Source organism: Vreelandella venusta (genome assembly GCF_015689495.1).
In the GTDB taxonomy this organism is placed as follows: domain Bacteria; phylum Pseudomonadota; class Gammaproteobacteria; order Pseudomonadales; family Halomonadaceae; genus Vreelandella; species Vreelandella venusta.
The window spans coordinates 3854503-3872098 of the sequence record NZ_CP065135.1 but is presented as its reverse complement, the minus strand read 5'-3'; the positions used below and the strand labels follow the sequence as shown (position 1 = coordinate 3872098).

15 protein-coding genes and 1 pseudogene are annotated in these 17596 nt (G+C 55.5%); 4 read left to right on the top strand and 12 right to left on the bottom strand.

The window, feature by feature from the left end; all coding sequences use genetic code 11:
- The first annotated feature begins 127 nt into the window (after positions 1–127).
- Positions 128–1255, top strand: coding sequence for a Gfo/Idh/MocA family protein (locus IR195_RS17995; protein WP_206048232.1), 1128 nt, complete (start codon positions 128–130; stop codon positions 1253–1255).
- Positions 1256–1408: 153 nt separating this feature from the next.
- Here IR195_RS17995 and IR195_RS17990 read toward each other — a convergent pair whose 3' ends face one another.
- The 9 genes and pseudogenes from IR195_RS17990 to hemP form a co-directional block, all read right to left on the bottom strand.
- The gene (locus tag IR195_RS17990; protein WP_206048231.1) at positions 1409–2785 is read right to left on the bottom strand and encodes an aldehyde dehydrogenase family protein; all 1377 of its coding nucleotides are present in this window, start codon (positions 2783–2785) and stop codon (positions 1409–1411) included.
- 323 nt (positions 2786–3108) lie between these two features.
- Entirely contained in the window at positions 3109–4464 is a 1356-nt protein-coding gene (gene mgtE / locus IR195_RS17985) for a magnesium transporter (protein WP_125752062.1), read from the bottom strand.
- 216 nt (positions 4465–4680) lie between these two features.
- A complete protein-coding gene (locus IR195_RS17980; RefSeq protein ID WP_232060280.1) occupies positions 4681–5055 on the bottom strand; it encodes a YbaN family protein in 375 nt (124 codons plus the stop codon).
- Positions 5056–5176: 121 nt separating this feature from the next.
- A pseudogene (locus IR195_RS17975) lies at positions 5177–5878 on the bottom strand (ATP-binding cassette domain-containing protein); the annotation flags it as partial.
- A gap of 53 nt (positions 5879–5931) precedes the next feature.
- Positions 5932–6972: a FecCD family ABC transporter permease gene (locus IR195_RS17970; protein ID WP_125752052.1), complete on the bottom strand. Its 1041-nt coding sequence runs from the start codon at positions 6970–6972 to the stop codon at positions 5932–5934.
- Positions 6969–7838 carry a heme/hemin ABC transporter substrate-binding protein gene (locus IR195_RS17965; protein ID WP_206048229.1) on the bottom strand — a complete coding sequence of 290 codons (870 nt, stop codon included), beginning with the start codon at positions 7836–7838 and terminating at the stop codon, positions 6969–6971. Before IR195_RS17965 ends, IR195_RS17970 begins: the two co-directional genes overlap by 4 nt.
- The gene (locus IR195_RS17960; RefSeq protein WP_206048228.1) at positions 7835–8887 is read right to left on the bottom strand and encodes a ChuX/HutX family heme-like substrate-binding protein; all 1053 of its coding nucleotides are present in this window, start codon (positions 8885–8887) and stop codon (positions 7835–7837) included. The genes IR195_RS17965 and IR195_RS17960 overlap by 4 nt, the downstream gene beginning before the upstream one ends.
- Before the next feature lie 31 nt (positions 8888–8918).
- Positions 8919–10892, bottom strand: a complete 1974-nt coding sequence (locus tag IR195_RS17955; RefSeq protein WP_206048227.1) for a TonB-dependent receptor domain-containing protein — start codon at positions 10890–10892, stop codon at positions 8919–8921.
- Between the two features lie 110 nt (positions 10893–11002).
- The gene (hemP, locus tag IR195_RS17950; RefSeq protein WP_125752040.1) at positions 11003–11170 is read right to left on the bottom strand and encodes a hemin uptake protein HemP; all 168 of its coding nucleotides are present in this window, start codon (positions 11168–11170) and stop codon (positions 11003–11005) included.
- A 257-nt stretch (positions 11171–11427) separates the two neighbouring features.
- Between hemP and IR195_RS17945 the strand changes: the two genes are divergently transcribed.
- Positions 11428–13560, top strand: coding sequence for a PhoX family protein (locus IR195_RS17945; RefSeq protein WP_206048226.1), 2133 nt, complete (start codon positions 11428–11430; stop codon positions 13558–13560).
- A gap of 119 nt (positions 13561–13679) precedes the next feature.
- Here the strand turns inward: IR195_RS17945 and IR195_RS17940 are convergent, their stop codons facing one another.
- On the bottom strand, positions 13680–14000 hold the full coding sequence (locus tag IR195_RS17940) for a hypothetical protein (protein ID WP_125752034.1): 321 nt from the start codon (positions 13998–14000) through the stop codon (positions 13680–13682).
- A 185-nt stretch (positions 14001–14185) separates the two neighbouring features.
- Here IR195_RS17940 and IR195_RS17935 point away from each other — a divergent pair, with 185 nt between their 5' ends.
- Positions 14186–15079, top strand: coding sequence for a LysR substrate-binding domain-containing protein (locus tag IR195_RS17935; protein WP_206048225.1), 894 nt, complete (start codon positions 14186–14188; stop codon positions 15077–15079).
- Between the two features lie 92 nt (positions 15080–15171).
- On the opposite strand, the gene IR195_RS17930 is transcribed toward IR195_RS17935, so the two are convergent.
- Positions 15172–15810 (bottom strand): NAD(P)-dependent oxidoreductase, encoded by a 639-nt coding sequence (locus IR195_RS17930; protein ID WP_206048224.1) that lies wholly within the window; start codon positions 15808–15810, stop codon positions 15172–15174.
- A 110-nt stretch (positions 15811–15920) separates the two neighbouring features.
- Here IR195_RS17930 and IR195_RS17925 point away from each other — a divergent pair, with 110 nt between their 5' ends.
- Positions 15921–16820, top strand: coding sequence for a LysR family transcriptional regulator (locus tag IR195_RS17925; protein ID WP_206048223.1), 900 nt, complete (start codon positions 15921–15923; stop codon positions 16818–16820).
- 27 nt (positions 16821–16847) lie between these two features.
- On the opposite strand, the gene IR195_RS17920 is transcribed toward IR195_RS17925, so the two are convergent.
- Positions 16848–17501 carry a TetR/AcrR family transcriptional regulator gene (locus IR195_RS17920; protein WP_125752024.1) on the bottom strand — a complete coding sequence of 218 codons (654 nt, stop codon included), beginning with the start codon at positions 17499–17501 and terminating at the stop codon, positions 16848–16850.
- Positions 17502–17596: the final 95 nt, after the last annotated feature.

Genomic DNA, 17596 nt, shown 5'->3' with positions numbered 1-17596 from the left:
GTTGGGAACACTTTCCGGCCATGGCGAAAGACCCTCGCTTCAACCTGCCCTCACACCCCTTCATCGAGTGTTTGTAAAAGCAATTATTTTTTTACCGGCAATTAACTTGTTAACAGGGATAACCACAATGAAAACCCTCAAGATTGGCCTGATCGGCACTGGTTTTATGGGTAAAGCCCACGCCATTGCCTTTAATGCAGCATCCAGTGTTTTTGAACTGCCTGCCAAGCCCGTTTGCGAGCTGCTGGCGGACGTTGACCTTGCCACTGCGGAGAGCCGAGCGCGGGCCTGGGGATTCGCCCGCGCCACCGATGACTGGCGCGCCCTGGTAGCCGATAGTGACGTGGACGTGGTGGATATCTGCGCGCCTAACTTTCTGCATAAAGAGATGGCGCTGGCCGCCATTGCCGCTGGCAAGCATGTTTACGCTGAAAAACCGCTGGCGTTGAGCACGGCAGACGCCGACGAGATGGTTAACGCGGCTGAAAAAGCGGGCGTCAAAACCCTGGTGGGCTTTAACTACATTCGCAATTCCGCCACCCAGTTGGCTCGTCAGATTGTCGCCAGCGGTGACATTGGCGAGCTGATCCATTTTCGTGGGCGGCACAACGAGGATTACCTGCTCGACCCGCACAAGCCCCACGACTGGCATACCAAGCGCGCCACCGCAGGCGCCGGTGCATTAGGCGATGTGGGGTCGCATATCCTTAATATGGCCGAGTTTTTAACCGGGCAGCGGATTAGCGAGGTTTGCGGTCAGCTACAGACTGTCATCCCCACTCGGCCCGGTGCCGACGGCAGCGGTATGGCCGCGGTGGAAAACGATGATCAGGCTCAGGCTATGCTGCGGTTTGATAAAGGATTAATCGGCAATATCGAAACGTCTCGGGTGGCGGCTGGTCGCAAAATGGGCTTGGCCTACACGCTAACGGGCACCAAAGGCGCTATTGTGTTTGATCAAGAGCGCATGAGCGAGCTGCAGTTATATCGCCACGACGGTGCCCATGGCAGGCGTGGGTTCACTACACTGTTAGCTGGACCGGAACACCCCGACTATGCCGCGTTCAGTCCCGCGCCAGGGCATGGTCTAGGCTATAACGATCAGAAGATTATCGAGGTGCGCGATTTGGTGGAGGGGATCATCAACCATCGCCCCCTTTACCCCGATTTCCGCGCAGCCGCACGGGTGAATCGCTTGATAGATGCCATCGAAACGTCAGATCAAACGGGGCAGTGGGTTCATGTGTCATCTTAGCAGCCCTGTGCCTGATGATGCCGATGGATAAAGGCGTACTTCACTTCAGGCTTTTTGCAAAGTACACCGCGGCGGCCTCCTCCAGTTGCAACGCTACAAACAACAACCAACAGGACAAGGCCGCTAAGGATGGCGAGAAGGGGAACCTTTATGTCAGGAAAACGGCGCCAGCATCGCGCTAATATCTTTGTCCTTGTAGGGCGGATAGACATCGACGGTCTTGTCCGCGGGCGAGATCAGCAGCGATTTGGTGTTGCTGAGTGCATCGAACCCCGTCTTGCCGTAATACTTCCCTATCCCTGAATTGCCGACCCCGCCGAAGGGCAGCGAGCCGACCCAGCAATGCAGATTGGTCAGGTTTACGCAGCCGCCGCCGAAGGACACTGACTGAAGAAAGTGCTCGATCGTCGCCTCGTCGCGGCTGAAGATATAGGCGGCCAGCGGTTTGTCTCTTGTCTTCAGCATGTCGATCAGCGTGGCCATGTCGCCGTAGCGCAGGATGGGCAGCACCGGACCAAACACCTCCTGCTGCATCGCTGGGTCCGACCAATCGGAAGGGTAAAGCAGGGTGGGCTCGACGTAGCGGGCAGGCACATCGAAGCGGCCCCCGAGTACAGTCTTGTCCGGCAGGATGTAGGAAGCAACGCGCTGCGCATCTTTCTCGCTGATCATGCGCGCGAAGTCAGGGCTTTGTGAGGGATCGGCCCCGTACATGCGCGTGACCGCAGCTTTCAGTTTCTCGACAAAAATGTCTGCGATACTATCATGTACGCAGACGAAACCGGGCGCGATGCACCATTGACCCGAGATCGCATTATGCCCCCAGGCGATGGCGTCGGCGGCACGATCAAGGTCTGCGGTTTCGTCGACGATTGTCGGGTTCTGACCACCCAGCTCTAGAATCACAGGCGTCAGGTGCTCGGCAGCGGCACGCATGACGACTTTGCCCACTGCCGAACTGCCGGTGAAGAAAATGAAGTCGAAGGGCAGCTCCAGCAGCGCAGAGATCTCCTCGCGTCCACCAGTAACCACGGAAACGTCCTCGGGCTCGAAATATTGTGGCACCAGTTCCGCGAAAAGCGCGGCAGTTGCGGGCGTAGTGTTAGCTGGTTTCAGGATCACGGGATTACCCGCTGCCAACGCCGCAATGGCTGGATCGAGCAACAGGAGGATCGGCGCATTGAATGGCCCGATCACCAGTGTCACGCCGAAGGGTTCACGTCGGATCACACCGCGCTGGCCGAGCTTTGCCAGCCCTTCGGGGATTTCGATCTCTTCCGGTGCCATCAGCCGGTCCAGATTGTCGCGATAATAGGCGATATTTCCCATCGGCACCGTGATCTCGAACTGCTGTTCGAACGGCGGCTTGCCGAAATCTTGATGAAGTGCCGCACACCAGCGTTCGCGATGTTCAAGCAGCATGCGCTCCATTCTCGCGAGCTGATCTAGCCGCCAGTCGCGTGATTTAGTGCGGTCGCTGAGAAAAGCTGTTTTCTGGCGGTGGAATAGCGTCTCATACGGATTGTTCATATGTCCGGTTCCCCATTAGCGTGCAGGTGTTAACGGTCATTCACTCGACTTCATCCTGTGTTGTTGTTGTCCGGTGAAGTCGGTCTATTTATTTCCTTCGTTCTTTCCCTCGGCCAGCAGCTTTCCGTTCGACAGTTGTGCCCTGAGCATTGGCATCTTGTTTAAAAGATGACTCGCTCATCAGAATCGCCCTATTGCCTGATTCCCTGCGCTATCCGGAGTCGTGCCGCACATAGCAGAAATATATGGGCACCTTCTCCAAGTCAAGCGGTGCTTAGCGATTTCTCCTTTCAAGTGTTGCAGTGCCCGCCAGGGGCACATGGTTATAGGATAATTAAAGTAGCTAACCCCAAGAACGACATAAAGCCGACCACATCCGTAACGGTGGTTAAGATGACGGCACCTGATAATGCGGGGTCTATTTGTAACCTTTTCAACACTAAGGGAATTAGCACGCCTGATAAGTTCGCTAGGCTCATATTCACAAAGATGGCCAGCGTAATCACCAACGTAATCAGCGGATCGCCAAACCACAAATAAGAAATTCCACCAACGACGAGCGCCCACACCAAGCCGTTACTCATCCCTACCCACAGCTCCTTGTTGTAGAGCCACTGTTTGTTGTTACCGGCAATTTGCCCCAGCGCTAAACCGCGGATCACCACCGTGAGGGTTTGGCTGCCCGCAATTCCGCCCATACTCGCGACCACTGGCATCAGGATGGCTAGCGCTACAATTTGATCCAGCACCTCTTCAAACTGTCCAATCACAAAAGCCGCTAAAAAGGCCGTGAGCAGGTTAATGCCTAGCCAAATGCCGCGGCTCTTTGCGCTGCGCAGTATCGGAGTGAAGACTTCTTCTTCGTCGCTGACGCCCGACATGTGCTTTAACGTCATATCAGCATCATCTTGGGTGATTTCTAATACATCAGCGGCGTTCAACTGGCCCACTAACAGGCCGTCACTATCGCAAACCGGGACAAAAGGCAGCTCTTTAGAGCGGAGCAGTGCGGCGGCCTCGTTTACCTTCATCTGGTCATTGAGTGTGAAGGGGGCAACCATGTACTCATCAACGACGCTCTCCTGCGGTTGTTTGACGAGGTCAATCAGCGTCAGCGTGCCCAACAGGCGTTTATCCTTATCGGTCACCATGATTTGTTGCGACTCATCATCCAACAGCTGATGAATACGGATATAGCGTTGTACGGCTTCCAGCGATACGCCCTGTTTTACATTGACCGTTTCTGGGTCCATGTAACGCCCAACCACGTCATCTTCATAGGAGTGCAGGTTCTCAACCTGGGCGCGGATCTCCTGATCTAGGCTGGCATAGACAGTTGTTTTGATCTGTTCGTCGGCGACGTCGAGAACTTCAGCCACTTCCTGGGCATCAAGGCCTTTTACGATTTGCTCTACATCGCTGGCAGAAAGGTCTTCAATATAGTCGGCACGAATATCTTCATCGACTTCGGCGAGTACTTCGCCGAGCAGTGCCTCAGGAATGTACTCCCACAATCGGTCGCGAGTTTTGGTTGGGAAAGACTCGAGCGTGCGCGCAATCGATAAAATATCGAGTTCAGTAAACAGTTCGCTTAGAGCGGCGGTATCTTCCTCATCTAACCGTTTTTGAATATAGAGCAGTTGCTCCTCTGAATTTGTGTATTTTTCCTCATCGCGCATAGAGTCCGTCCTTATTGGAAGCTTAGTGTTAAAAGCTTAGTGTTAAAGAAGTGCAAACTCCTGGCGGCTCGCTTTATGAATGTTATAGACAGGTAGGGTTGAAAGCCATGGCGGTATTGTGATGCAAGCACACGATATACCAGCCCATATCAAGCCCAAGCAGCTCTACAGCTGGAAGTGGCGATCACCTCACTAAACGATGAACTATCAGTCACATCAGCTATGAGACGAAGGCTCTGGCCGGGTCGCCAACCAAAGTGCAATCAGCATCAGTAGAGCCACTACCGAGCCGCTTAACCAACCAGGGCCAAGTGACCAAACGATAATTATCGCGCTCACTGCTATTGTGCAAACGGCAACAATCTTAGCGCGCTTGGGGATGGCGCGTTCTTGTTCCCAAGTAACCAGCAGCGGCCCGACATAGTGGCGGGAGCGAATCCAGGCTTCAAAGCGTGGCGACCCCCTTGAGGCACAGTAAATCGCTATTAGCATAAACACGGTGGTCGGCAATAGAGGCAGAAAAATGCCTAATACGCCGATGCTGAAACTCACCCCTGCCAGCATTACCCACATGAGGCTGATCAGTCTCATTCTTGCTCCCCGATTGGCACACGGTAATGCATATATTGCCCGTTACGTATGGATAAGTATGGACTTATATGAAGGCTTTGCCACTCTGCGGGATAGCGTTTGTTGGCTGCTGACAGTTAGCTTAAGGCGTTAGAGCGAGAAGCGGGGCAGTAGCGTTACCGCTACTGATAGGCAGCAGCTCTACGTCATAAACCTTGGCGATGGTGGCGGGGTCAAGCACTAGGGTGGGCGAGCCGTGAGCAATCCGCTGGCCCTGATGTAACAGCCATACCCGGTCGGCGTAGGTGCTGGCGAGATTGAGGTCGTGGAGCACGCAGACAATCGCCATCTGGTGCCGTTCTGCCCAAGCGCGCAGTTGGCGCATTAAGCGCTGTTGCTGGCCGATGTCGAGTGCGCTGGTAGGTTCGTCCAGCAGTAAAAGCCCGCCATCTTTAGCGCTAGAAGAGCGCCGTGAGAGTAGCTGGCAGGCACCTCGTGCAATCATTACCCGTTGGCGTTCGCCGCCAGAGAGTGAAAGCACGCTGCGTTTAGCTAAATGGATCAGATCTAGATCATGTAGCAGTTCCGCAATCAGTGCGCTGCTGGGGTTGCTGCCTAAGCCCACCAGCTCGGCGAGCTGCCAATCAAAGCCGGGCAGCTCTTGCTGGGCAACCAGCGCCCGACGATTGGCAAGCTCGCTGATTGGCCACTCACTCAGGCGTTTTCCGTCCAGATGTAGCTCGCCCTGTTCACAAGGGCGAAATCCCGACAGCATACTAAGTAGCGTGCTTTTACCCGCGCCATTGGGACCAACAATGGCGAGTAGCTCACCAGGGCGCAGAGTGCCGTCCAGCGGCGCGATTGAGGGCGTGGTGGTAAAACCCGCCTGGTGTAGGGTTAGCATGCCCGGTTCCGACGCATTAGCAGGTAAAGAAAATAGGGGCCGCCCAGTAGGCTAGTTAATAGCCCAACGGGAATTTCGGCGGGGGCACCGAGGGTGCGCGCCAGGGTATCGGCCACCACTAGCAGTAATGCACCGCCTAACATAGAGGCGGGGAGCAGCAATCGATGGCCAGGCCCGAGCCACAGTCGCAGGCAGTGGGGGACGAGCAAACCAAGAAAGCCAATCACGCCGGTAAGCGCGACGCACAGCCCTACACCCAGCGAGGTAGCAACGACCACGCGGCGTTTTAAACGCATCGCATCCAGTCCTGCTGCATGGGCGGTAGATTCGCCCAACTGAAGTAGGTCAAGCTCACGAGCACTGCGTATTAACAGCCATAGGGCAAAAGCAATCAGGGCAAGGGCTACGGCTGTGGTGCGCCACAGAGCGTTGGTAAGCGTGCCCATTCCCCATAAGCTGAGCTGACGAAGTTGCTCGTCGCTGGCAATAAACGCCAGTATGCCGCCTCCAGCGCCTGCTAACGTGTTGATTGCCAAACCTGCTAGTAGCAGTGACATGACGGCTGCACTGCCACCCCCTTGGCGCTTGGCAATGCCAAACACCACTAAGCAAACGCTAAGCGCACCGAGAAAGCCCGCTGCAAACTGGCCATAGAGGCTACCGGCAGCGCTGCCCTGAAATAGCACAATCCAAAGTGCTACAAATAGTCCTGCACCACTGGCAAGGCCTAATAGCGTTGGGTCGGCCAATGGATTTCTAAATAACCCCTGCATAGCAGCGCCACTGCCCGCCAGCATCGCTCCCACGGCAACCCCCAAGAGTAGGCGCGGTAGGCGTAGCTGCCACCACACTTGGACACTGAGTTCATCTGCGCTGCTATTGATGAGTGCCCAGGGTGACACGCCTAACGCGCCTGAAGCAGCACCCCAGCCAAGGGCGACCAATAATGCCAGGGTAAGGCCGCTTAACACCCGTGTTGTTCGGCTAAGCGGTAATAAGGGACGATAGCGATCATGGGAAGCGCTGGTGATCATTGGCTAGCCTGCTCTGTGCCAAGCAGCGCTTCAATGTCCTGGCGCAAGGTGAGTAGCTGGTCAGGCGTGCGGGGGCCAAAGCCGAGCAATGCCTGATCATCAATCACCATAAGCCGCTGTTCGCGCCCTGCGGGAGTTAAGCGCATGCCCGGTAACTGCCAAAGCGCATTTTCACCGCCTAGCGCGTCTAACCCACGTTGGGACATAATCACTAGCGCGGGAGCTTCCTTCGCCAGGGCTTCGGCACCCACGCTGTGGTAGCCCTGCATCTCGGCAAAGGCATTTTCCAGCCCCACCGCTTCAAGCGCAGTGTGCGCCGCCGTATTGCTCCCCGCTGCACGTGGAGTTAAGCCGCTATGCTGCATGATAAACATCGCACGGATCGAAGGTAGGGCGGGCAAGTTGGCCAGCCGCTCAAGCTTATCCGTTAAGACGGCTGCTAGGCGTTCACCAGCGTCGTCACGCTCTGTTAATCGCGCGACAGATTGGACTTTTTCAGGAATCGCTTTAAGCGAGGTGGGCGCGTCAATCACATCAACCGTTACGCCTACAGCCTCTAGCTGTTCCAGCACTTCCTTCGGGCCGGAATGCCCCGCTGCTAACACGCGATCCGGTGCGACGGAGAGGACGCTCTCCGCCGACAGCTGGCGCAGGTAGCCGACCGAAGGCAGGGCGGCCATTGCTGGTGGGTGGAGTACCGTATCGTCGCGGGCGACGACCTCGATATCCGCGTCAAGCGCGGCGATGGTTTCAGCGATATCGCCGCCCAAAATGACCCAGCGTTCGTTGGCTAGTGCCCCGCCAGTGGTTAACCAGCCAATCAGTAGCGCGGCAAGCGAGCGGCGTGCGAAGCGTGAGGCGCTCATGCCACGGCCTCTTGACTGCCAAGCTCATTTAGCAACTGCCGCCACTCTGGACGCTCCACGCGACCTTCCTGGCGCTCGGCGTAAATTTGCAGCACCAAAGAGCCTTCGGCATCAAAGGCTTCTACACTGGTGACGCCACCGTCGCGGTTAGGCTTGCTGACCTGCCACACTTGCTCAATGGCGGTGTCATTAAGGTGCAGCGTGAACTGCTCGCCAAACAGGTTCAGCCAGCCGCGGGCGCGCTGAGGTTCAGGTAGCGTGCCCGTGCGAATTTGCACACAGCCAGGACTGGCTACGAACAGCATCAGTGGCAGTGCGCGCTGACTGGCTTTGGTTAACAGATTTTCCAGGGCATCGACGGGCAGCGCGCGGGTATAACGGCCTTCCATTAGCTGGTTGGCTTCAATGCGCTCTAGATGGTGGCGCTGGAGCAGGGCGAAAAATTGGTGCACATCGCGCATCGCCGCCCATTCGCTGGCGAGTGTCGGCGCTTCAGGAAGCGCACGCTTTAAGCGAGGCACGCTTTGGGTAAACGCAGGAGTATCTAGGGTGCCTAGAGCGGCTAATGCGCCCCATGGGCGGGGCAGCGGATTTTCCAGCGCAAAGCTTTTGTGGATGGCGCAGCCATGCTGATTGAAAATTTGCAAGCTCCAGCGCCACTGGCCTTGCTCGTTCTCCGTGGGCATGGGGTCACGAATTAGGCAAGCCCAGTGCCAGTGGGAGTACAGCAACCGTAAATCTAGGCCGCCTGGGTCAAGCAGCAAGCCAGTTTGCGGCCCGCCGTCCAGGTCAGGGTAATCACCGGTTTGCTCAAGCACAGCTAAACGGGAGCGGGTGAGCGCTTTGACTCGGCCTAACAGAGGGAGGCGAGACGCAAGGTCTTTCGGCGTGAGGGGCAGCGTCCATACGTCACGGCCTAAGCGCGCGGCCTGAAGTTCGCCTTCACTAATTGATAAGCGCTCGGCAATATCAATCGCTGGCAGGCGCGGCTGTGCCGCTCGTGCTGCGTCAAAGGCTTCGAGAATTGCGATCTGCTGGGACTCAATCATACGTCACCTCTAGGCTTAACATTGCAAGGAGTTACCACTGCCAGTTGAGGGTGGCGAACAGGCTACGTCCGTCGCCCAGACTGCCATCGGGCCGATACCACACTTTGTCGCCGAGGTTGGCGAGGCGCAGCGCGGTATCAATAGCGGGAGTGATTTGCCAGGCAAGATGGATATCGTGCAGCCCATAGCCTGGTAGGCGTTCATCGTCGCCCTGTTTGTCGAACGCCTGGGCAAAGCGGCCTTGCCAGCCGATCCGTACAGCGTTGTTATAAAGCGCAACATCACTGCCCAGGGTCATTTCCAGCGGTGTTTGGCTACCCAGAGCCTCACCACTATCGCGATCTTTGCCGGATACCTCTGAAAGACCTACAAAGCTGGTTAGTAGCGGGAATGCGCTAGGCTGCCAAGTAAGGCGGGCGTCATAGCCCCATAGCTGGGCACGCTGCACGTTTACGGCCTGAGTGGTGCCCGCCATGATATCGACCTGGGTGTCGATGAAGTCGTCTGCACGAGTGTCAAAGTAGCTGGCGCGCGCCTGCCAGTCGCCTTGGTGCCATACCACACCGCTTTCCCAGGTGCGGCTGGTTTCAGGCGACAGGTTCGGGTTGGGAATCCAGTAGTTGTCGGGCGTGCAGAAAGATGGCCCAGCGCAGAACCCGGCAAAGTGACGCTCGTTGGCGTAAAGCTCGGAAAGGCTGGGGGCGCGGAAGGCTTCGGCGTAGCCGGAGAATAGCATTAAGGTGTCATCGGGTCGCCAGGCAAGACGAAAGCGCGGCGACACTTGGTCGTGCACGCTGTCGGCATCGTTTTTACCACTGGCATCATAGCGGTCATAGCGCGCGCCAATGCCAACGTCAAACTGCCCCGCACCGCCCTCAGCTAAATAGCGGCCCGCGGTAAGGGTGGTGTCAAGATAGGCTGACTGAGTATCGATATCAGCCTTCGGGAAACCATTCGCTTCACCGTTAGGCCGTTGGCGGGCCTGCTCCAGTTCAGCGCCAAACACCAGTGTTTGTGAAAGCCAGCCATGGTCGATGCTGTGATAGCCATCGCTTTGCAAGCCGACTCGCTCAAGGGTACGGTTAGCCTGTGGCTCGTCGATATCCTGTTGGCTAAAGGTAAGCTGAGAGGTGATTTCAGTGGCCCCACTCGGTTGCCAGCGGTGGCCAAGTTGTACGTTATTACTCTCAACATCACGGTCGCGTAATGGGTTGCTAGCGTTGGTTGATAGCTGCTGCGGATTAGCGGGTTGGGTGGCGCGCTCAGCATAGTGCTGCCAGCTAATAAACACCCGCTGCTCATCGCTTGGTTCCCAGCCGCCTTTCAAAAGCAGGCTATTGAGGCTGGCATCTTCTACTGCTTCATCACCGCCCGCGCGACGAATATCGCCGGACTCGCTGCGACCCACCGAAAATAGCCCGTCCACTTGCCCATTAGCTGTATCGCGACGGCCAAATGCCGTTAGATTGCCGCGTAGCTCGTCGTTCGCTGTTGCCCCGCCTAGGGAAAGACGTGCACCGCTATCGTCACCTGGGGCTAATAGGTCGCTGGCCTCGACGCTGGTAAAGCTAACAACGCCACCCATGGCATTGCTACCGTACAGGCTGGAAAGCGAACCACGGGCAATCTGCACTTCTTGAATCAGCGCTGGGTCGAGGAAGAAGTTGCCCACATGGCCGGTGGAAATATCCTGGCGAACGCCGTCCAAACGCACCAGGACACCATTGCTACCGAAGCCACGCATACTCAGTGTTTGACCGTTACGGCGCCCTTGGCCAGCCACATGCAGGCCAGGCTGGCGGCTCAGTACGTCTTCAACGCGACTCGCGGTGGCAAGCGTTGCGTCTTGGCGGTCGATGATGTCGATAATCAGCGGTGCACGGGACAGGTCCGTCGGAGCGCGGGTACCGGTGACTGTTAGCGGGGCTAAGTCTGAGTCGTTGGCGTTGGCAGGCAAAAGAGGGAGTAAGGTAAGGCAAAAGCCTAACGTGTGAGTTGGTTTCATGGGCCAGACAGTTCCAGCAGAAAGTGATGGATAATGTTGCTGGCTGGGTGCGATGGGCTACCTGGCTGGCTAAAAGGGTTAGTAGTAGGTACGTGATTATTTAAAAAGGCTTACGCCGTTAAGATCAGCTTGCCGCTTTTCGTGCGTCGCAGCACATAGCGTCGCTGTTCATGGTGAATAACCAATTGACCGTCTTGATCAAGCAGCGCCTGACTTGTCACTTCGCGAGATGCGCTAGGCGAGCTTTCTGGCGGAATGTCTTTTTTTCTGGGCTGCATGAGAGGCCGTTTCCTGTGCTAATGATAACTATTAGCATTAATTTAGCAGATTTGGCTACCTCTCACAACCATCACTCCCAACCTTACCTAACCACTGTGCAGATGCTAAACCAGCCCGTTTTAAAAGGTGGGGAATAGCTTGCGAATGAGCGTTCACCTAACAGTAGAGTTCTCGTCATTACCCTGTCATTTAAATTGATTAGTGTCCTTTTAACATAAAACTAGCGCGTGTTAACCGTGACGAGAGGAGCGTTGTTATGAGCAAGGAAATTGAAGATCATCGCCTGTTTAATCAGAGCAGCAACCAGCCATTTGCGGATGTGTTAGCGCAGCATGTTTCTCGGCGAGCGGTAATGCGAGGCGGCTTAGGCTTGGCTGCCGCTTCAATGCTTGGCTTTGGCGGTGCCGCCCAAGCACTGGCTTCAAACGGGGCGCAAAAAACGCCGTTGACGCTGGCGTTTGAGGCAGTTCAAGGATCGCTAACAGATGCTGTCGTAGTGCCTGAAGGCTATGTTGCCCAAGTGCTGGTGCCGTGGGGCACACCGTTGAACGCTGGTGACAGCTGGCAGTCCGACCAGCCAATGACTGCCGAGCGCCAAGCCGCGAGTGTGGGTATGAACCACGATGGAATGGCTGGTTTTGCTCTGGATGCCGATAACGCCTCACGGCGCTTTGTGCTGGTGCTCAACAACGAATATATCGAACAAGATGCGCTGTGGGCTCCTCAAGGTGGCCCCACTGATGCTGAAGGCAAGCGCCCCGCCGAAGAGTCGCGTACTGAAATCAACGCTCACGGTGTCACTATTGTGGAAGTTGAGAAAGACGCTAACGGACACTGGTCGCATGTGCCTGGCTCCCGCTATAACCGCCGTCTTACCAGCGCGACGGTGATGGACATTGCAGGCCCAGTGGCAGGCAGTGACTATGTGAAAACGCGTTTCTCTCCAGCGGGTACGCAAACCCGTGGCACCAATAACAACTGTGGTAATGGGTTAACGCCCTGGGGTACTTATATCGCTTGCGAAGAGAACTGGCCCAATGTGTTTGTTAATCACGGCCAACTCTTCCAGGACGACGCGCGGATTGGTATTCCTACCGATAAAAGCCGCTATGGTTGGGATACCTCGGCGGGCGATGCCTCTGAAGAAAACGATGAATTTGCCCGTTTCAATATCACGCCACGGGGCGAGCGTGCTGAAGATGATTACCGCAACGAAGCGCGCACCTTTGGCTACCAGGTTGAGGTCGACCCCTATAGTGATGCTCACGCAGTAAAACGCACGGCACTTGGCCGTTTCCGTCATGAAGGGTGCTGGCTGGGTAAGCTGGAAGCAGGGCAGCCTGTGGTGTACTACTCTGGCCACGATTCCCGCAACGAGTACGTCTATAAATACGTTTCTGACGCTGCCTGGGATCCCGCCGATGCCAATCGTCCGGGTGAAGCGTATGACCGCCTCGCCATTGGTAGTAAATATCTGGATAACGGCACCCTCTATGTGGCTCGCTTCAACGCTGATGGCAGCGGTGAGTGGTTGCCGCTAACACCTAGCGCGCAAACACGCGATGGCCGCTCGTTGGCAACGGCTTTGGGCTTGGCAGAGGATGACTTAGCTGGGGTAATTATTAACACCTGTGATGCAGCGGATCTACTGGGAGCGACACCGATGGACCGCCCGGAGTGGGCAACCGTGGATCCTTCCTCTGGCGAGGTGTATCTAACGCTGACCAATAATTCGAAGCGCAGTGAAGAAGCCGCAGCGGCTACTTTCACCAATCAAGGCGATGACATTGCTCAGCTAGGGGTAGGCTATGAGACAGCCCCGGCCAACGCTGTTAATCCACGCGCTAATAACGAAGCAGGTCACATTATTCGCTGGCGTGAAAGCCGCCTGCCGAATGCCTTTCGCTGGGAAGTATTTGTGTTTGGTGCCGCCACTAATGATGAAGGCAATCATTCCGGCCTGACTGAAATGAACCAGTTTGCTAGCCCCGATGGTCTTTGGTTTGACCAGCGTGATGATGGTCAGGGCATACTCTGGATTCAGACCGATAATGGCTACGAAGGCATTACCGAGTACACCAACGACCAGCTATTAGCCGTGGTGCCTAAAAGCCTGGACGAGATTCAAGGTACTGGCCCGGTGATTAACAATAGCAATCAGCAGCAACTGAAACGCTTCGCCGTAGGGCCTAACGGTTGTGAAGTGACCGGCATTTTTGCGACACCGGATAAAACGGCGCTGTTTATTAATATTCAGCACCCCGGCAACTGGCCCGCGGATGGTAGCGCACTGACCCAAGATGCCACCGCTGAGACCAGTGGCCAAGTACGTCCTCGGGCATCTACCGTTGTTATTCAGAAGCGCGATGGTGGGCCTGTAGGAGTGTGAAAATAGCGGTTGAGTCTTAGTCACCATTGTGGGTGCTTAAAACGCTATTGAGAGCTTCCATTAAAAGCTTCGAACCTGTGAAAGGTTCGGAGCTTTTTTTGATCCTGGGCCTTTTGGGCTTACCGCTTTTTCTGCCGGGCTTCTAACGCGTGGATGGCGTCGATTTTCAATGGGAGCTTGTTGGCCCAGAGAATATCTTCGCGGCAATGGCCAATATCTATCAGCACCTGATCATCGTAGGCCAATAGCGGCAGTATATGGCGGCGGAAAAGACAGCGCCGCCGAAAACGCCACCAGCCCATATCTAGCGCGCGAATTAGCCTCATTGACGGCATGGCCGGCATGTAAAAATCTACTTGTGGCGGCTTTGGGGGCGGCGCCAATTGGCTAGCTTTTATCCATGCATTTTGGGCATGTTGGGCTGAATATTCACACTTCATCGCGCACCTCTTTTTTCACAACGACTGTGCAGGCAGCGGTGTCTGGGCACTGACTGGACAGGTATGGTTTGTGGTCAATAAGTGAGAGGGTCGCGACCTCTTGTGAACAGCTTGGAGCTTCGCCTTGGATCAATCAAACGAAAAGATCTACACTGATCGTTAAGTTTTTCTGAAGAGTGGGCGTGATGAATCAAATATCGACCATAGCTCCCAGCCGAGCTGCCTTGCCGCTACTCGATAGCGAGGTGCTACGCACCTTTGTGACGATTGCGGAGAGCGGCAGCTTCACCCGCGCCGCCCAGCAGCTATTTCGTACCCCATCTGCGTTGAGCATGCAGATCAAACGGCTAGAAGAAACGCTTGGGCAAACGCTATTTGTGCGAGAGGCGCGCTATGTGCGCCTGACTACCGAGGGGGAAGTACTCCTGGGCTATGGTCGAAGGCTGCTTAAGCTCAATGCTGAAGCCGTGACTCAGTTTTTATCTCCCTCCATAGAGGGGCGCGTGGGGCTGGGGATCACTGACGACGTCGTTGGGCGTATTTTACCCAATGTGCTTGCGCAGTTTGCTCGCTCGCATCCAGCCGTGCAGATCGATGTCGTCGTTGGGCGCAGTCAAGATTTGCTCGCTAGGCTGGATGAGGGAGAACTCGACTTAGCATTGGTGATGGGGGGAGAGCCTGGTCAGGCGGCGCGCGGTGATGTGGTGCATAGCGAACCGTTAGTGTGGGCGGGTCGTGAGGATGGCGTTGCCGTGGAGCGAACACCACTGCCGGTGACTTTGGCTCAACAGGGGTGTACGTGGCGGAGGATCGCGCTAAACGCCCTTGACCATGCTGGGGTTAATTACCGGATCGCTTACTCCTGTGACCATTGTGCTGGTCAGGAGGCGGCTATGCTGGCTGATCTGGCTGTGACGGCTTTTCCGAAAAGCTTGATTCGCCCACCGCTCAAACGGTTAAACAACGATTCTCTACCGCCGTTGGGCGATTATCAGGTATTTCTTGTCAAGCGTGCGGGCAGTCGCGATGCCTGCGAGGTATTAGCTGAACGTGTTGTAGAGGCGTTTCGTAAGGGATGAGTTCATAGGGAAGTTCGTTGCGTATCTTTGACCGGCGTAGCTCTGATAGTCGACCCGACACTATGTCGGGTCGAGAAAGCGTTCCTGGCCACTCAATACGCGACGCAGAAGCGCTGATTGGTGTGTCGTGGGTTTTCCAGTTCATCGATCATGGCGATGGCGTAATCCTGCACGGAAATACGGCTGTTGCCTTCGCTGTCGGTCAGTAGCGTATCGCCGCCCAGCCGGAAGTTGCCTGTGCGTTCGCCGGGGAAAATCTCAGCAGCAGGGGATAGAAACGTCCATGCTTGGGCTGTTTGTGCGCGTAAGATTTCAAGAGCTGTTTGCGCCCCTTCCGCCGTGGCCCGGTACTCTGCTGGAAAACCAGGTGCATCTAACAAAAGCTGACCCGGCGCTACCTCGAGTGTTGCTGCGCCACCCACTATCAGTAGCCTAGGTACTGAAGCTTGTTGAGTGGCTGACAAAATCGAGCGAAAGCCTTTGAGGTAATACTCGTAAACATCCTCCTGGGCGTGGCCACTAAAGGCGCTGATAACCGCCTCGGAACCGCGTAGCTGCTCGGCAAGCGCATCGGTATTTAACACGTCACTTTTAACGGTAGTGAGATTCTCCTGTGGCGCTACCCGCTCGGGCCGGGTCACTAACGCCGTCACGTGATGGCCGCGGGATAGCGCTTCGGTTAATAGGGCAGATCCAATGAATCCGCTAGCGCCAATCAGTGCAATCTTCATAACAGTTCTCCTTAAGTAGGTTGTCGCTGCATTGTCTGACGCTTTATTGATTTGAAAAATAGCGATTAACGTAATTTACTGTTATTGATTTCATAACAGTAGGGTGATGAATGACCACCGCCAATGAGTTCGATTTAAACGGTTTGCCGATCTTTGTCGCGCTGGTGGAAGCCGGTAGCTTTACCAAGGCAGCTGAGCGGCTAGGTTGTACAAAAACCCGCGTGAGTCTACAAATTCGCCAGCTGGAAACGCGCCTGGGTGTCACGCTGTTCCATCGCACAACGCGGCGGGTGCAACTTACCCAAGCTGGGGAAGCACTCTACCATCAGTGCCACCCGCTATTAGCAAGTTTACAGGGCGCGCTTGAGAGCACCGTGAGCGATACTCAGCAGCTACATGGTGAACTGCGTATAACGGCTCCAGAAGATTACTCCTCCGGGGTGCTGAGCGACGTGGTGGTAGCGTTCAGCCGTTTGCACCCAGCGTTGCATATCGAACTGCGTAGCGGCGACCAAGTCAGCGATATGGTGCAAGAGGGAATCGATTTAGCATTTCGTTTAGGCTGGTTAAAAGATTCCACTCTGCGTGCCCGTCGGTTAGGCACATTTCAACAGTATGTAGTGGCTGCTCCCAGCTACCTAAAACGCCACGGCATACCAACGCACCCGAAAGCCCTGGAAGCTCACGACTGGATTGCCTTCACGCCATTAAAAGCGCCTTTAACGTGGGCGTTTAAGCAACAAGCAACCTTGGTCAATGTGCAAATGAACGCAAGGTTAGCAGCCAATTCGACGGTGAGTTTAGTGGCTTTGACCGCTGCCGGAGGCGGGTTTTCAGTGCTGCCCGATATTACCGCTGAACCGGAAATAGCGGCCGGACGCTTGGCTCGCGTTTTGGCCGAATGGTCTCTGTCCGAGGGGGGCGTTTATGCGGTTTACCCGCCTGGACGGCATATGCCCGCCAAAGTACGTGCGTTTATGACATTTTTTGAATCGCAAATGCAGCGCTAAAAGTGACAGCCGCGATTGCCGTTCTCATCATGCTTGTTTCCCATACGCCGCCAAAAACACATCCACTGCGCTACTGACCTGACGATCAATCTCTTCATCACTGGGGAGCTGGCGAACCCCCATACGCACCTCCATAACCAACATGCCTTGCCACATGCTACAGAGTTGGTCAGCGGCCAGTGTGGGAGCGTTAAGAGTTAAATGTCCGGTGCGGGCTAGCCCCTCAAGTTTTTCCTGCAGCCACTTTTTAGTGGCCCAGGGGCCTGATTCGAAAAAGGCCAGTAGCAGTTCGGGGTACTGACTTCCCTGTGTACTCATAACGCGCTCAACGGCTAACACGTGGGGCTCCAACAAAAAGCGCACGAGGCTTGTGCCGACTTCAATCAGTGACTGACGCACGGCTTCATGGGTGTCGGGAAGCTGTTCTAGGCCATGACGGAGGAGGGCTGTTTCACGCTGAATGACGCTGCCAAACAGCGCTTCTTTGGTGGCAAAGTGGCCGTACACGGTCACTTTGGAAACACCCGCTTCACGGGCAACGGCTTCCATGGTCACCCCTTCGAGTCCAAAGCGAAAAAATAGGCAGGTCGCCGCGTTTAACATCGCGTCGCGCTTAGCCATATCCTTGGGGCGGCCGACGCTGCGTTTTTTGTCAGGCGGTAAAGGTTGCGAGTCCGTCATGCGTAAAATCCGTGCCTATCGAATAAATAAATATTGAACGCTAGCGTACACATATTATAGTGAACCGAATCGTTCAAGAATAAACCATTTCGAGG

Bases quoted from the DNA above. Each gene is read 5' to 3' on its own strand.
- IR195_RS17995 (WP_206048232.1), top strand. From the start codon at position 128: ATGAAAACCCTCAAGATTGGCCTGATCGGCACTGGTTTTATGGGTAAA.
- IR195_RS17990 (WP_206048231.1), bottom strand. From the start codon at position 2,785: ATGAACAATCCGTATGAGACGCTATTCCACCGCCAGAAAACAGCTTTT.
- mgtE (WP_125752062.1), bottom strand. From the start codon at position 4,464: ATGCGCGATGAGGAAAAATACACAAATTCAGAGGAGCAACTGCTCTAT.
- IR195_RS17980 (WP_232060280.1), bottom strand. From the start codon at position 5,055: ATGAGACTGATCAGCCTCATGTGGGTAATGCTGGCAGGGGTGAGTTTC.
- IR195_RS17970 (WP_125752052.1), bottom strand. From the start codon at position 6,972: ATGATCACCAGCGCTTCCCATGATCGCTATCGTCCCTTATTACCGCTT.
- IR195_RS17965 (WP_206048229.1), bottom strand. From the start codon at position 7,838: ATGAGCGCCTCACGCTTCGCACGCCGCTCGCTTGCCGCGCTACTGATT.
- IR195_RS17960 (WP_206048228.1), bottom strand. From the start codon at position 8,887: ATGATTGAGTCCCAGCAGATCGCAATTCTCGAAGCCTTTGACGCAGCA.
- IR195_RS17955 (WP_206048227.1), bottom strand. From the start codon at position 10,892: ATGAAACCAACTCACACGTTAGGCTTTTGCCTTACCTTACTCCCTCTT.
- hemP (WP_125752040.1), bottom strand. From the start codon at position 11,170: ATGCAGCCCAGAAAAAAAGACATTCCGCCAGAAAGCTCGCCTAGCGCA.
- IR195_RS17945 (WP_206048226.1), top strand. From the start codon at position 11,428: ATGAGCAAGGAAATTGAAGATCATCGCCTGTTTAATCAGAGCAGCAAC.
- IR195_RS17940 (WP_125752034.1), bottom strand. From the start codon at position 14,000: ATGAAGTGTGAATATTCAGCCCAACATGCCCAAAATGCATGGATAAAA.
- IR195_RS17935 (WP_206048225.1), top strand. From the start codon at position 14,186: ATGAATCAAATATCGACCATAGCTCCCAGCCGAGCTGCCTTGCCGCTA.
- IR195_RS17930 (WP_206048224.1), bottom strand. From the start codon at position 15,810: ATGAAGATTGCACTGATTGGCGCTAGCGGATTCATTGGATCTGCCCTA.
- IR195_RS17925 (WP_206048223.1), top strand. From the start codon at position 15,921: ATGACCACCGCCAATGAGTTCGATTTAAACGGTTTGCCGATCTTTGTC.
- IR195_RS17920 (WP_125752024.1), bottom strand. From the start codon at position 17,501: ATGACGGACTCGCAACCTTTACCGCCTGACAAAAAACGCAGCGTCGGC.